Raw genomic sequence first — 14,746 nt, forward strand, 5'->3', positions numbered from 1 at the left:
GGCCGAGCGGGCGGTCTAGCGCGCGACCACCGCCACCGGGTCGACCACCGCGACGGGGTCCGAGACCGCCGCCGGCCGGTCGACGGGCGGGGTGGCCCGCACCCGCGCCCGGGTGACCAGGTTGGCCGCGACCAGGGACGCGATGGTCAGCGCCGCGCCGGCCAGCTCGACCGGGCCGGGTCGGTAGCCGCGGGCGATCTGCACCACGAAGGTGGTCACCGGGACGAGGTTCATGAACAGCGCGGCGTTCGCCGAGCCGAGCCGCTGCACCCCGGTGTTCCAGGCCAGCACCGCGATCACCGCCCCCACGATCACGGCGTACGCCAGCTGCGGCGCGACCGCGACGAGGTCGGCGCCGGCCGGCGCGTGCTGCCATCCGGCGAGGTCGGCGACGGCGCTCGCGGCGAGCATGAAGAGCGTGCCGGCGAGCGCGGTCAGCGTGGTGTAGCGCAGCGGCGACCACTCGCCGAACCGGCCGGCCCCGTGCGTGTAGATCCCCCAACCGACGACCGCGCCGATCATCATGAGGCCGCCGAGACCGAACTGACCGAGCCCGGCGAGGCTGCCGCGGGTGATCACCAGGCCGACACCGAGGAGCGCGACCAGGGAGAGGGCGAGCAGAGCGGGCCGCGGGCGTACGCCGTCCCGGGCCCACCGGACCAGCTGGGTGACCAGCGGCGTGGTGGCCACGAAGAGGGAGATCTGCTGCGGCGCGGCGTGCTCCAGCGCCAGGTTGGTGAGCAGGTTGAAGCCCGCGAAGCCGACCACGCCGAGCACCGCCACCTCGACACCCCGGCCGCCGGAGCGCAGCGCGGCCACGCCCTCGCGGAGCAACAGCAGGGCGAGCAGGATCACGGTGGCGAAGAGGTAGCGGGCGGTGGTCAGGTTGAGCGGGTCGACCCAGGTCAGCGCGCTGGCCAGGACGGGGAACATCACGCCCCAGCTCAGCGCGGCGAGCAGCGGGAAGGCGGCGGCGCGAGAGCGCATGCTCAGCTCCTATGTTCGAGTATCTTCGAACCAACGATCCCGACCCTAGGAGCTTGTTCGAATATTGTCGAACAAGGGTTACACTGCTCACATGGAGCTGCACGAACCCGAGTTGCGCGAGGTGCCGGTCACCGCGGTGCTGGGGGCGCTCGCCGACGACGTCCGCCTACAGATCGTGCGGGCGCTCGCCGAGGGCGGCGAGTACGCCTGCGGCAGCTTCGAGTTCGGCGTCTCCAAGGCCACCCGCAGCCACCACCTGAAAGTGCTGCGCGAGGCCGGCCTGACCCGCACCAGGGCCGCCGGCACCAGCCGCTACGTCCGCCTGCGCCGCGACGAACTGGACCGCCTCTACCCCGGCCTGCTCGACGCCGTCCTCACCCGCGGCGCCGCACCCGGCGAGCGGGTCTGAACCGGTCCCGCCGCGGACCGCGACCCGGCTGGCGGTTGGCCCGCGAGTCCTGTCGACCTGCTCCATATCTGGGCCGGTCCAGATCTGGGGCAGTTCGACAGTGGGCGACCGGACCACCGGCCGCACCCGGACGGATACCGGCCGGCTGATCTTGGGAGGATGCAGCGGTGAGACCCCGACCGGCACACCTCCGTCTCCTGCTCGCTGGCCTGCCGCTCGTCGGGGCCGCGCTGCTCGGCGCCTGCACGTCGGGGAGCGGGCCGGCCAGCCGGGCCGCGGAGACCTCGCCCGCGCCGACGCCCGATGCGGCCGGCCGGTGCCCCGACTCGGGCGTCCTGATCACCTTTACCGGGTCGGACGCCGCGATGGGCCTGCGGGCGCTCGGCCTCGATCTGACGAACTGCGGCAGCACGCCCTACCTGCTCAAGGGCTATCCGGTGCTGCGCGTGCTGGACGAGCAGCGAGCCGCGATCCCGCTCCGGACGGTCGCCGGCGCCCGGGAGATCACCACCGGCTTCGACGCGCCACCCGGGCAGCTGATCCTCAACCCGGGTGAGCGGGCCCACGCCACCGTGCTCTGGCGCAACACCGTCACCGACTCGACCGTCGAGGCCAGCGACGGCGAGTACCTGGAGGTCGCCCCCGCCGCCGGCCAGCCCGCCCAGTCCGTCGACCCGGACGGCCCGATCGACCTCGGCAACACCGGCCGGATCGGGGTCAGCGCCTGGAAGACCGCCGAGCCGACCACACCGGCGCAGCCACCGGCCCCGACCGCGCCGAGCGGAGCGCCCTCGACCGCCGCGACGCCGGACAGCCGGCTATGAGGTCACGTCCTTGCGGGTGAAGCGCCAGTAGGCCAACGCCCAGAACAGGGTCGCGTAACTCACCGCCGAGATGGTGCCGCGCACCACGTCGTCGGTCTGCACCGGCGTGGAGAGCAGGCCCAGCCAGGCGGTGCTGAAGTGGGTGGGCAGGAAGGCGCGCACCGCGCCGAGCGCGGTGATCTGGTCCAGGATGCTGGAGAGGATCCAGAGCAGCACCGCGCCGCCGACCGCGCCGAGCGCGGCGTCCGTGGTGACCGAGAGCAGGAACGCCAGGCCGGCCACGACCAGCAGGACGATCGCCAGATAGCCGAGCACCGCCAGCAGCCGCAGCAGACCCTCCCCCGCCGGAAGCTCGGCGGCGACCGTGCTGCGCAGCGGCGACCAGCCGTAGCGCAACGTCCCGGCGAGCAGCGCGGTGCCGGCGAGCAGCAGCAACGCCAGCCCCGAGTACGCGAGCGCGACCAGCAGCTTCACCGTGAGCAGCCGGGCCCGGGGCACTGGCACAGCGAGCAGATAGCGCAGGCTGCCCCAGCTCGCCTCGCTGGCCACCGTGTCGCCGAAGAAGAGCGCCACCACCACGACCAGCAGGAACGACGCCGAGACGAAGATGGTGAAGAGGGTGAAGTTCAGTCCGCCCGAGGTGGCGAGCTCGATCAGGCTGCCGAACTCGCCGCCGCCGTTGTCGTCGTCGTTCGAGTTGAACTGGAACGCGATCAGGATGATCAACGGCAGCAGCACCATGAACCCGAGCGCCAGCTGGGTACGCCGCCGGGCCGCCTGCCGACGGAACTCCGCGGCGAACGGCAGCGTCGCCGACGGCCGGTAGCCCGACGCCGCGCCCACCATGGAAGTCCCCATCACCGGTCCCCGCTTCCCCGAGAGGTCTCGCCCACCAGGGCGAGGAACGCGTCCTCCAGGCGGCGCCGCGGCACCACCCGGTCCACTCCGATCCCGGCCCGGACCAGCTCGGCCACCACCTCGCTGCGCGCGGTGCCGTTGGTGTCCACCACCAGTTGGCCATCGCCCTCCGGCAGCACCCGGACCCCGGCCAGCCGGCTCAGCACGTCCCGCGCCGCGGCCGGGTCGGTGACGTCGAAGAGGACGCTCGGCGACTCGCCGACGATCTCCTCGACCGGCCCCGACGCCACGATCCGGCCCTTGTTGACCACCACGGCGTGGGTGCAGGCCTGCTCCACCTCGGCCAGCAGGTGGCTGGAGACCAGCACCGCCCGGCCGTCGGTGGCGTACCGCTGGAGCACCCGGCGCATCTCGGCGATCTGCGGCGGGTCGAGACCGTCCGTCGGCTCGTCGAGCACCAGCAGCTCGGGCAGGCCGAGCATGGCCTGGGCGATGGCGAGCCGCTGCTTCATGCCGTGGCTATAGGTCTTGATCTTCCGGTGCACCGAGTCGCCCAGACCGGCGATCTCCAGCGCCTCGTCGAAGTGCGCGTCGGCCAGCGGCCGCCCGGTGGCCGACCAGTACGCCCGCAGGTTCTCCAGGCCGCTCAGGTGCGGCAGGAAGCCGGGCCCCTCGACCAGCGCGCCGATCCGGGAGAGCACCGGCGAGCCGGGCACCAGTCGGTGGCCGAAGACGTAGATCTCGCCCGCGGTGGGCTGGGTGAGTCCCATCAGCACCCGCAGCGTGGTGGTCTTGCCGGCGCCGTTCGGGCCGAGCAGCCCGACCACCTGGCCGGGGTGCACCTCGAAGTCCACGTTGGAGACCGCGACGAAGCCGTCCGCGTACTCCTTGCGGAGCTGCCGCACGGCGAGCGGGACGTCCGCGTACGCCGGATGCACGGAGCTGTCCTGACGGCGGTGCCGGCGGCGGACCACGGCGACGACCACGACGAGCCCGACCACGATCGCGGCGAGCAGCCCGACCAGCACCCAGCGCCAGACGGCCGCCGCGGTGGGGATCGGGTCGCCGGCCACGGTGGGCAGGGCGACCGGCGCGTCACCGGCGGCCACCGTGTAGACGGTCGGCTCGGCCGGTGAGGTGTACGACTGGTCCGACGTGGCCACCACCACCCGCAGCCGATGCCCGGCCTCGACCCGGCGGACGATCGCCGGCAGGGTCACCGTCACCGGCTGGGCGTCGGCGATCCGCGCCGGCAGCCCGGTGAGCCGCACCGGGGCGACCAGACCGTTCGGCAGGGTGGCCGCGCCGTTCGGGTCCACGTCGTAGAGCTTCACGAAGAGCACCGCCTCGCCGGTCGGCGACGCGGCACGGACCGACACGGTCGGCGCTCCGACCACGTCCACCGCCTCCGCCAGCGGCGCCGACTCGAACCGGGCGTGCTGGCCGGGCACGTCCCCGGCCACCCCGTCCAGCAGCGAGGAGAGCGCACCGGCGAAGGGCACCGAGGAGATGGCCGCCGGGTTGCCGTTCGGCGGGTTCGCGATCTGCTGCTCCGGACCGGTCACCGCCACCGTCCTGCGGTCGTCCCCGCCGGTGCCCGGGTAGTCGGTGGTCCGGTAGCCGGTGGCCACCAGGCCGCGGTCCAGCGCGTCGAAGCCGGCGATCCGCGACCAGGTGAAGTCGTCGCCGGGGGCCGACCCCTCGCCCTTGACGTAGTGGTCCAGCCACTGCACGGTCAGGAACCGCACCCGGTCGGAGTCGGTCTTCGGCCCCTCGCCGCCGTCGTGGCCGCCGGTGAACCAGGCGACCCGGACCGGGGTGCCGGTGGCCGCGATGCCCCGTGCGTTGGCGTCCGCCTCGGTGAGCGGGAAGAGGGTGTCCGCCTCCCCCTGCACCAGCAGGGTGGGCGCGGTGATCCGGTCGAGCACCCCGGCCGGGCTGGACCGGCTCAGCAGGTCGACGGCGGCCTGGTCGGCCCGCCCGGTGGTGGCGATCCGCAGGTACGCGGCGCAGACGTCGGCGGCGAACCGCCCGCAGGACGGATCCGCGGCGCCGGTCGGCGCGCGTCCCGGGCCGGTGCCCGGGCCCTCACCCGGGCCGGGGCTGGGCGGCCCGGCGGACGCCGGGGCCCCCTGCGGCTGGGCCGCGGTAACCCCGGAGAGCCCGGCCGGCCCCGAACCGACGTTGCCCCCGCCACCGAAGAACAGGCCGGCCCAGCCCTTCTTGAACACGCCCGCGGTGGCCGGGCCGCCGGTGCTCTCCGGCAGGAAGCTCCGGGCCAGGTCGTTCCACGTGATCATCGGGACGATCGCGTCGACCCGCTTGTCCTGCGCGGCGAGCAGCAGGGCCAGTCCGCCGCCGTACGAGCCGCCGACAACGCCGACCTGCGGATCCCCGGCGGCGTCGGCGCGGATCTCCGGGCGGGCGGCGAGCCAGTCCAGCAGCCGGGAAGCGTCGCGCACCTCGTAGTCGGGGTGGTCCAGGTGGATCTCGCCGCCGCTGCGGCCGAAGCCACGCGCGGTCCAGGTGAGCACGGCGTACCCGCGACCGGCGAACTCGTCGGCGTCGACGCGCACCGACTCCTTCGTACCGCCGAAGCCGTGCGCCAGCAGCACCGCGGGAACCTGGTGCCCGGCCGAGGCGTCCGCCGGCAGGTAGAGCGTGGTGTCCAGGTCGACCGGCTGCTGGCCGTCCGGTCCGGATCGCACGGTCAGCACGGCTGCCTCGGTACGGACCTCGGGCCCGCGCGGCCGTACCGCCCAGACCACGGCGGCGACCAGCAGCACGACGACGGCCGCCAGCGCGACGGCGCGACGGCCGGTGGGGAGGGCACGCCGCATCCGGGCGACCGACAACGGCGATCTCATGCGGCACACGCTACGGGCCGGATCCTGAGCGTTGGCTGAGATCCGCCGTACGTCTGTCCGGTTGCTCCGACCGGCGTCCGGAGCGGTGCGACCGCCCATGATCCAACGCATCTCAGCGGGACGAATTCGGATCCCGTGAATTCCGAACATCCACAGTAAATCGGCTTCGATCCATGCATGTCACTCCGTCGGGCCGCACCCAACGTGCCGACGAGACGGACGAACAGTGACATCGCTCGAAGTGACGCAAAGCTGACCGATCGTCGGCGGGATCGCGAGCAGGCCATTCGGTTACTTTTCCGGTCCGGTACATGGGACTGCTCCGGCCACCCCGGGCCCGACACCGCCACCACCACCCTCCCCGTTCCTCGCCGCAGGAGACAGACCATGACCGTCCCCGCGCCACGGGCCCGTCGCCGGTCCGCCGGCCGCGTGTTGCCGCTGCTGCTCGTCGTGGCGCTGCTGGCGCCGATGAGCGTGCTGTTCCAGCAGACCTGGCGGCTCACCGACGACGACCGGAGCCTGGCCGTCCGGGAACGACTCGGGATCGAGTACCTGCAGGCGCTCGCCCCGGTCACCGCCGCCCTGGTCGACGCCCAGTCCGCCGCGGTCGCCGGCCGGCCCGCGTCCGCCGCGGCGCTGACCGGCGCGGTCGAGCGGGCCGCCGCGGTGGACGCCCGGATCGGTCCCGAGCTGCGCAGCCAGGAGCGTTGGGCCGGGCTGCGGGCCAAGCTGGAGGCGCTGCGCGACCGGAGCCCCACCGACCCGGAGGCCGCCTTCGCGGCGTACGGCGAGGTCACCGACCTGCTGCTGGACCTGCACCGCAAGGTCCGGGAAAGCTCCGGGCTGGTCCGCGACCCGGAGTCCGACTCGTTCTTCCTCCAGGACGCCGCCGGTCAGGAACTGCCGGCCGCGATGGTCGCGGCGGGCCGGCTCGCCGACCTCGCCACGCTCGCCACCCGCCGGGACGCCGACGACCGGATCCGGACGCTGGCCGAACTGGCCGCGCTGCGGGTGGGCGCGCTCGCGCCCGCCGGCGAGCTGATCGACGACCTGCGCGCGGCGGTGGACAGCTCGGAGAGCACCGACCTGGGCGGCACCGTGCTGACCCCGCTGGACACCTACCAGCGGGCCGTCGAGGCGCTCGCCGCCGCCTCCGGCCCCACCAGCACCGGCGTGATCGACCCGGCGCCGGTCGCCGGCGCCCGGCTCAACGCGCACGCCGCCGCCGAGCAGCTCCAGCCGGTCATCCTGGAGGAACTCGACGCGCTGCTCGCCGACCGGGTCGACGGGATGGACCGGGACCGGTGGCTGCTGATCGGGGCAGCCGGGCTGGCCGTCCTCCTGCTGGTCGTACTCGCCGGGGTGCTGCTCGCCGCCGCCGGTCGGGCGCGGCGGCGGGCCGTCGAGGCACGCCGGGCCCGGCAGGCGGACGCGGAGCAGGCGGGACCGCCCTGGCCGCCCCGACCCGGACCGAACGGACCGCCGAGCGAGGAGCCGTGGCCGGCGCAGGTGACCGGAAAGGGCGGCGACCCGGAGGCCGCGCGGCGGGGACCGGTCGATGCTGCTCGCTAGGCTCCGGATCCGCGGCAAGCTCGCGCTGCTCGTGGTCATCCCGCTGATCAGCATGGTCGGCCTCGCCGTCCCGGTGGTCCTGGACCGGGTGGCCGTCGCGCAACGGGCCGGCGACATCGCCGACCGGGTCCGGCTCGCCAGCCGGATCGGCACGCTGGTGCAGGATCTCCAGCAGGAGCGGATCCTCTCGGTCGGACTGCTGCTCGGTCAGGTGAGCCGGGCCGAACTGGTGCGCAAGACGGCCACGGTGGACGACCGGGTGGCCGACCTGCGGGCCGGTGGGGACGAGCCGCTGCCGACGCGGGTCGCCGACGCGCTGACCGGCGTACGCGCATTGACCGATGTGCGCACCGCGGTGCTCGCCGGCACGGCCAACCCGGGCCAGGTGATGGACGCCTACGGGCCGGTCGACCTGGCGCTGATCGACTCGCTGCGGTTGGCGTTCAGCGTCGACACCGACACCGCCGCCGGTCGCCAGGTGCTGGCCCTGGACGCGCTGCTCCGCGCCGACGAGGGGCTGGGCAGCTGCGCCACCCTGATCGTGCTGGTGAAGGCGACCGACGACCGGACGGTCGACGCCGGCTTCGTCGCCTGCATGGCCGCCCTCCGGGTGGACAGCGTGCGGTTCCGCAGCCTCATCACCGCTGAGCAGCGCGAGCTCACCGAGCTGAACGACGCCGCGGTGGCCGCCCGGACCAGCGCGGACTTCCTCAGCACCGGCGCGGTCAACCCGACCGGCGCGATCCGCAACGTGCCGTTGGCGACCCTCTTCCCGTCGGCCCGCTCGATGATCACCCTCGGTCAGTTCATCGAGAAGAAGATCGTGGCGGACGTGCTCGCCGAGGTGACCGGCGAGCAGCGGCGGGCGCTCACCGCCGCGTACCTGGTGGCCGGCGTGCCCGCGCTGATCCTGGCGGTTGTGCTGCTGCTCAGCGCCGCGGTGGCCCGGACGGTCGCCCGCCCGCTGACCCGGCTCACCCGCTCGGCCGACCGGGTCGCCCGGGTCGCCGAGGCCGAGCTGGTCCGGGTCGCCGACGACGAGTCGGAGAGCGCGCCGCCGGTCCGGCTCGATCCGGTCGACGTCCGGGCCCGGGATGAGATCGGCGACCTGGCCCGGGCGTTCGAGCGGGTGCAGACCACCGCGGCCCGGCTGGTCGAACGGCAGGTGGCCGGGCGGCGCAACGTGGCGCAGATGTTCGGCCATGTGGGTCGGCGGACTCAGAACCTGGTCGGCCGGCAGATCGCCCTGATCGACCGGCTGGAACAGCGGGAGACCGACCCGGGCCGGCTGGAGGACCTGTACCGGCTCGACCACGTCTCCAGCCGGTTGCGGCGCAACGCCGGCAGCCTGGTGGTGCTCTCCGGCTCGCCCGGCGCGGACGCGTACGTGGCGCCGGTGCCGCTGGCCGACGTGGTCCGCCTGGCGCTCGGCGAGATCGAGGACTACACCCGGGTGGACGTGCGGGTGCCGGCGGAGTTCGCGGCGGCGCCGGCGACGGTCGGCGATCTGGTCCTGGCGCTGGCCGAGCTGATGGAGAACGCCACCGTCTTCTCACCGCCGCACACCCGCGTGGTGGTGAGCGCCGAGCGGACCGGCGCCGGCGCCCGGATCACGGTGACCGACCAGGGCATCGGCATGACGCAGGAACGGCTGGCCGAGGAGAACGCCCGGCTGACCCGGCGGGAACGGCTGGACCTCGCCCCGACCGAGGTGCTCGGGCTCTTCGTGGTGGGCCGACTGGCCCGGCGGCACGGGTGGGCGGTGAACCTCGCCCCGACCAGCGGCGGCGGGGTGACCGCCCGGCTGGAGGTCCCGCAGACGTCACTCGTGCTCCGGCGCACCGAGCGGTCCGGCGCGGCGGTGGCCCGGGCCACCGTCCCGGCCCGGGAACGCCGAGCCACGAGCCCGGTGGGCGCGCCTCCGGCCGCCGCACCGGCGGAGCAGCCGCCACCGTCCGGAGTCGACCCGGGCGTGCTGACCCGGGCCGCCCGGAGCATGGCGTCCGGCGAGTCGTGGGACGCCTTCGGCGCCGGCGCGGAGCCGGCGTCGACGCCAGCCGGCGCCATCGCGTACCTGGAGATAACCGCGCCGACCGACGCCGTGCCCCCGCCGACGAAGGGTCCGGTGCCGGCGGGTCCGGTGGCGACAGGCTCGGTGGCGACGGGTCCGGTGGCGACGCCGCCGGCCGGCACCACCCCGGCCGGCCTGCCGCGCCGGCCGGTCGGACCCGCCGCCGGTGGCCGGCCGACGGTGGCCGGGGCGGGCATCCGGCAGCGGGTGCCGGGGACGAACCTGGCGCCGAGCGGTCCGCCGGTCGCGCCGGCGCCCGGCGCCGAGGCCGATCCGGCCGAGGTCCGCGCCCTGGTCGAAGCGGTCGAGTCCGGGGTACGCCGGGCTGAGCTGAGCCAGCCGGGGCTGGCCCCCCGGCTCGACCCGGACGTCCTGCCGGAGCGGCCACGGCTGAACCGGCGGGTGCCCGGGGCGAACCTCGCCAACTCGCCGTCCCGGCAGCCGGTCAGCCCGCACCCGGGGGATCCGGCCGAGGTCCGCGACCTCATCACCGAGTTCGAGGCGGGCGTCGCCCGGGCGCTGCGCGAAGTCAGTCCAGACCGTCGGAACGAAGAGGGATCAACACGGTGACCAGTTCCTTCCTGCACGACAACGTCGACCAGCCGTCGAGCCCCGCTCCCACCGGGGACCTGAGCCCCGAGGCCCGCACGTTCAACTGGCTGCTGGACTCCTTCACCTCGAGCACCGCGGGCGTGCTGGAGGCGATCGCGGTCTCCTCGGACGGGCTGCTGATGGCCATGTCCGCGATCCGGGACCGGTCGAACGCCGAGCGGCTGGCCGCGGTGGTCTCCGGCATGACCAGCCTGGCCGGCGGCGCCGCCAGCTGGTACGCGCTGGGCGGGGTGAACCGGGTGATCGTCGACATGGCCGACGGGTACCTGCTCATCAGCGCGATCAGCAGCGGTTCCGTGCTCGGAGTGGTCGCCGACCGATCGGCCAACCTGGGCACGGTCGCGTACGAGATGACCCTCTTCGCCGGGCGTGCCGGCGCCGCGCTCACCCCGCGACTCATCGCCGAGCTGAAGAACGCCGCCCAGCAATGACCGCCGAGGCCGCCGGCGCGGAGCCGGACCCGGAACCAGGGGTCCGCATCCGCCCCTACCTGCACGGGCCGCCCGCACCGGGCTTGCGCACACCGGCGGCCGACCCGCAGCCCGGGGAGGACGGACCAGCCGGCCCCCGCCCGTTCGTGCTGACCGCCGGAAGGGTGGACAGCGCGGACCCGGCGATCAGCCTGGAAACCCAGGTGACCGCCGCCGCGGAGGTCTGGTCCGGTGCGCCGGTCGCCCTGCTGGCACCGGAGCTCCAGGCGATCATCGCCCTCTGCGACGAGCCGATCTCCGTGGCGGAGATCTCGGCCCGCACCCGGCTGCACTTCGGCGTCACCCGGGTTCTGGTCGGCGACCTGCGCGCCGCCGGCCACCTCGAGGTGCACCTCGGACACCACGACGGCGCCTCCGATCCCGATCTGATCCTGCGAGTGATTGATGGACTCCGTGCGATCTCCTGAATGGCCGGTTGCCCCGCTCGGCGGGCTGGCCGCGAACAGTGCCGCCACCCGGTACGGCATGGCGGGCGGCGCCGGGCCGGCGGCGGCGCGCCCCGTGCACCCGCCGACCCCACCACCGCCCTACCGCCCGACCGACACGTCGGACGCGTCAGCGGGGGCACGCCCCGAGGCCGCGCCGGGGGCACGCCGGACCGGGCGGGTCGACGCCCCACCGGTGCCGGTCAAGATCCTCATCGCCGGTGGGTTCGGGGTCGGCAAGACCACCACGGTCGGCGCGATCTCCGAGATCGCACCGCTCACCACCGAGGCGGAGATGACCAGCGCCGGGATCGGCATCGACGACCCCGGGGCGCGCTCGGCGAAGACCACCACCACGGTGGCGATGGACTTCGGCTGCGTCACCATCGACCGCAGCCTGAAGCTCTACCTCTTCGGCACGCCGGGGCAGTCGCGGTTCGGCTTCATGTGGGACGACCTGGCCCGGGGCGCGCTCGGCGCGCTGGTGGTGGTGGACAGCTCCCGGCTGGACGACTGTTATCCGGCGATCGACTACTTCGAGCAGGCGGGGTTGCCCTTCGTGGTCGGGGTCAACGCCTTCGACGGACGGCTGGCGCTGGATCTCGACTCGATCCGGTGGGCGCTGGCGATCGGCGACCACGTGCCGTTGGTGCAGTTCGACGCCCGGGACCGGCTCTCGGTGCGGGACGCCCTGCTGGTCGTCCTGGACCGGGCGCTGGCGCGGGCCACCCGGAACAGGGAGGCCTGAACTCCTCGGCGGTCAGACCCGTTTCCTCGAAGGGGTGGTCGTGATGAGAGATGGGTTGGACGAGACACTGGCCCGGATGGCCCGGCGCGAGGACGCGCTGCGCCGGCGAGCCGCCGAGCCCACCGGGTCCTCCGGCCGGGAGGCGGGCGCGCACCGGCTGGAGAGTGACGCAGCCGTGGACGACGACCCGGTCCAGGAGGTCGCCGAGGCGCTGCGCCGGGTGGTGGCCGGGCATCCCGGGCTGGCGGTGAGCGTCCAGGTGGAGCTGGGCGGGCGGACGTACCCACTGCGGGTCGCCTGGACCGGCGGCGAGGTGACCCTCGGCGCGGAGCCGGACGCGCCCCCGCCGGCCTGGCCGATGTCGGTCAAGACGGTGCCGGGGTGGGCGCCCGGCCAGCGCGACCCGGCCCCGGACCCGGCGGCCCGGCTGGCCGAGCTGATCCGCCGCGACCCCTCGCTGCTCAGCGACCGCGACCCGCAGCGCTGACCGGACGGCGCGGGCGGCCGGAGGCTAGGGTCGGGCGGTGGCGCACCCAGAGTTGACCCTGACCGCGAGCCTGCGGCCGGCGGCGCTGGACGCCCGCCGCGGCGTCGTCCGGCTGCATCCGGAGGTGCTCACCGCGCTGGGGCTGCGCCCCGGCGACCCGGTGCGGCTGGCCGGCCGGCGGGTGACCGCCGGCATCGCGGCGGCGGCCGAGCCGGGCGCGAGCACCGCGTTGCTCTACGCCGACGACCTGGTGCTGGGCAACCTCGGCCTCCGCGACGGCGGTCAGGTGACGGTGAGCCCACTCCCGGTGACCGCCGCCGGCCGGGTCACCCTGGCCGGGCCGGTGGAGATCGTCGCGGCGGTGAGTCCGGAGATGCTCCGGCTGGCGCTGCTCGGCAAGGTGGTCACCGCCGGCGACGACGTCTCCCTGCTGCCCCAGGACGTGCTGCCGGACGCCTCGGTCCGCAGCCTGGTCGAGGCGGCCCGGCGCAGCCTGGCGAACACCGTCGGCTACGCCTGGACCAGCACCCTGCTCACCGTGGTCGGTGCGGAGCCGGCCGGCGGTGCGCTCGTCACCATGGACACCCTGGTGGGCTGGGAGCACGGGCCGGTCACCCACGGCGCCGCGGCCGGGGTCGGCCCGACGGGCGCGGGCACCGGTGCCGGCGACACCCTCGCCCGGGCCGCCCGCCGCAACGGTCGCGTCGAGGCGACGGCCGCCGACGCCGGCGCGGTCGAGGCGACGGTGCCGGCGGACGCGCCTGCGGTCGACGAGCTGCCCGGGCTGCGGGCCCAGGCCGAGGAGCTGACCGAACTGCTCGACCTGGGCTTCCACCACCGGGAGGTGCTGGGCCGGCTCGGCACCAGGGTCTCGCTCGGCGTCCTGATCGCCGGGCCGGCCGGCTCCGGGAAGTCGGCCCTGGTCCGCGCGGTCTCCGCGCAGGTCGGTGCCCGGGTCTGCGCGCTCTGGGCGCCGGAGGTGGCGGCGCTGACCAACCAGGCCGCCGCGGAGCGGCTGCGCGCGGCCGGCGCCGCGGTCCGGGACAACGGCCCGGCGGTGCTGCTGGTCACCGACGTCGAGGCGCTCGCCCCGGCGGACGGACCGGGCCCGGTGGCCACCGTCTTCCGCCAGCTGCTGGCCGAGACGGTACGGGCCGGAGCGGCGGTGATCTGCACCACCGGCCGGCCGGAGGCGGTCGATCCGGCGCTGCGCGCCCCGGACCTGCTGTCCCTGCGGATCAGCATCCCGCTGCCCGACCCGGCGCTGCGCCGGGACCAGCTGACCGTGCTCACCCGCCAGGTGCCGCTCGCCGAGGACGTCCGGCTCGACGAGATCGCCGGCCGGACCCCGGGGTTCGTCGCCGCCGACCTGGCCGCGCTGGTCCGTGAGGCCGGGGTACGGGCGGCGCTGCGGCAGAAGTCGGCCGAGAATCCGACCGTGGCGATGGTCGACTTCACGGCCGCGCTGGAGGTGGTCCGGCCGACCACGATGGCGGCGTCCACGCTGGAGCTGGCCACGGTGACCCTCGACGACGTGGGCGACCTGACCGAGGTGAAGCAGACGCTGACCGAGTCGGTGCTCTGGCCGTTGACCTACCCGGACACCTTCGCCCGGCTCGGCGTGCAACCGCCGCGCGGGGTGCTGCTCTACGGACCGCCCGGGTGCGGAAAGACGTACCTCGTCACCGCGCTGGCCGGCTCGGGGCGGGCGAACGTGCTCTCGGTGAAGGGCGCCGAGCTGCTCTCCAAGTGGGTCGGCGAGAGCGAGCGCGCGGTCCGCGAGCTGTTCCGCCGGGCCCGCGAGGCCGCCCCCACCCTGATCTTCCTCGACGAGGTGGACGCCCTCGCGCCGGTACGCGGCCAGGCCTCCGACGGCGGTACGACCGACCGGGTGGTCGCCGCGCTGCTCACCGAGCTGGACGGGGTGGAGGCGCTGCGCAACGTGGTGGTGGTCGGCGCGACCAACCGGCCGGACCTGGTCGACCCGGCCCTGCTGCGGCCGGGACGGCTGGAGCGGTTGGTCTACGTGCCGCCGCCGGACGCGGCGGCCCGGGCCGAGATCCTGCGGGCCGCCGCCCGCAACGTGCCGCTGGCACCGGACGTGGACCTGCCCGGGCTCGGCGGCGAGCTGGTCGGCTTCTCGGCGGCGGACTGCGCGGCGCTGGTCCGGGAGGCGGCGTTGGCCGCGATGCGCGAGTCGCTGACCGCGTCCACGGTCACCGCCGCCCACGTCGCGGCGGCCCGACAGCGGGTCCGCCCCTCCCTCGACCCGGCCCAGGTAGCCTGGCTCGCCGCCTACGCCCAAGGCCACCACCCCTGAACCCCACCCCTACCCCCACCCACGACCGCCGGTTGATCATGAAGTTATTGCCCACCGGACGGCGTGTCCCGG

At 75.0% G+C, this 14,746-nt stretch carries 12 protein-coding genes; 9 read left to right on the forward strand and 3 right to left on the reverse strand.

The features are described from left to right. Positions 1–15: 15 nt before the first annotated feature. Entirely contained in the window at positions 16–987 is a 972-nt protein-coding gene (locus tag ACIBBA_RS02240; RefSeq protein WP_396692913.1) for a DMT family transporter, read from the reverse strand. Positions 988–1,078: 91 nt separating this feature from the next. Between ACIBBA_RS02240 and ACIBBA_RS02245 the strand changes: the two genes are divergently transcribed. Together ACIBBA_RS02245 and ACIBBA_RS02250 are read left to right on the forward strand one after the other, a co-directional pair. Continuing rightward, the gene (locus ACIBBA_RS02245) at positions 1,079–1,396 is read left to right on the forward strand and encodes an ArsR/SmtB family transcription factor (RefSeq protein WP_396692915.1); all 318 of its coding nucleotides are present in this window, start codon (positions 1,079–1,081) and stop codon (positions 1,394–1,396) included. Positions 1,397–1,563: 167 nt separating this feature from the next. Continuing rightward, positions 1,564–2,220 carry a DUF4232 domain-containing protein gene (locus ACIBBA_RS02250; protein ID WP_396692917.1) on the forward strand — a complete coding sequence of 219 codons (657 nt, stop codon included), beginning with the start codon at positions 1,564–1,566 and terminating at the stop codon, positions 2,218–2,220. On the opposite strand, the gene ACIBBA_RS02255 is transcribed toward ACIBBA_RS02250, so the two are convergent. Both ACIBBA_RS02255 and ACIBBA_RS02260 read right to left on the reverse strand, forming a co-directional pair. Beyond that, on the reverse strand, positions 2,215–3,078 hold the full coding sequence (locus tag ACIBBA_RS02255; RefSeq protein WP_350873427.1) for an ABC transporter permease subunit: 864 nt from the start codon (positions 3,076–3,078) through the stop codon (positions 2,215–2,217). The two genes, ACIBBA_RS02250 and ACIBBA_RS02255, sit on opposite strands and share 6 nt — an antisense overlap. After that, positions 3,078–5,945, reverse strand: coding sequence for an alpha/beta fold hydrolase (locus ACIBBA_RS02260; RefSeq protein ID WP_396692919.1), 2,868 nt, complete (start codon positions 5,943–5,945; stop codon positions 3,078–3,080). The genes ACIBBA_RS02255 and ACIBBA_RS02260 overlap by 1 nt, the downstream gene beginning before the upstream one ends. Before the next feature lie 387 nt (positions 5,946–6,332). Between ACIBBA_RS02260 and ACIBBA_RS02265 the strand changes: the two genes are divergently transcribed. The 7 genes from ACIBBA_RS02265 to ACIBBA_RS02295 are packed head-to-tail and all read left to right on the forward strand — an operon-like array spanning position 6,333 to position 14,674. After that, positions 6,333–7,520 carry a hypothetical protein gene (locus tag ACIBBA_RS02265; RefSeq protein ID WP_396692921.1) on the forward strand — a complete coding sequence of 396 codons (1,188 nt, stop codon included), beginning with the start codon at positions 6,333–6,335 and terminating at the stop codon, positions 7,518–7,520. Then, positions 7,507–10,161 (forward strand): nitrate- and nitrite sensing domain-containing protein, encoded by a 2,655-nt coding sequence (locus tag ACIBBA_RS02270; protein WP_396692923.1) that lies wholly within the window; start codon positions 7,507–7,509, stop codon positions 10,159–10,161. Before ACIBBA_RS02265 ends, ACIBBA_RS02270 begins: the two co-directional genes overlap by 14 nt. Then, the gene (locus ACIBBA_RS02275) at positions 10,158–10,634 is read left to right on the forward strand and encodes a roadblock/LC7 domain-containing protein (RefSeq protein ID WP_350873431.1); all 477 of its coding nucleotides are present in this window, start codon (positions 10,158–10,160) and stop codon (positions 10,632–10,634) included. The genes ACIBBA_RS02270 and ACIBBA_RS02275 overlap by 4 nt, the downstream gene beginning before the upstream one ends. Then, entirely contained in the window at positions 10,631–11,101 is a 471-nt protein-coding gene (locus ACIBBA_RS02280; RefSeq protein ID WP_396692925.1) for a DUF742 domain-containing protein, read from the forward strand. Before ACIBBA_RS02275 ends, ACIBBA_RS02280 begins: the two co-directional genes overlap by 4 nt. Continuing rightward, complete coding sequence (locus ACIBBA_RS02285; protein ID WP_396692927.1) at positions 11,079–11,867, forward strand: GTP-binding protein; 789 nt, start codon at positions 11,079–11,081, stop codon at positions 11,865–11,867. The genes ACIBBA_RS02280 and ACIBBA_RS02285 overlap by 23 nt, the downstream gene beginning before the upstream one ends. Before the next feature lie 43 nt (positions 11,868–11,910). After that, the gene (locus ACIBBA_RS02290) at positions 11,911–12,354 is read left to right on the forward strand and encodes a hypothetical protein (protein ID WP_396692929.1); all 444 of its coding nucleotides are present in this window, start codon (positions 11,911–11,913) and stop codon (positions 12,352–12,354) included. 37 nt (positions 12,355–12,391) lie between these two features. Beyond that, positions 12,392–14,674 carry an AAA family ATPase gene (locus ACIBBA_RS02295; protein WP_396692931.1) on the forward strand — a complete coding sequence of 761 codons (2,283 nt, stop codon included), beginning with the start codon at positions 12,392–12,394 and terminating at the stop codon, positions 14,672–14,674. Positions 14,675–14,746 lie beyond the last annotated feature (72 nt).

This window comes from Micromonospora sp. NPDC051006, assembly GCF_044456245.1.
Classification (GTDB): Bacteria; Actinomycetota; Actinomycetes; order Mycobacteriales; family Micromonosporaceae; genus Micromonospora.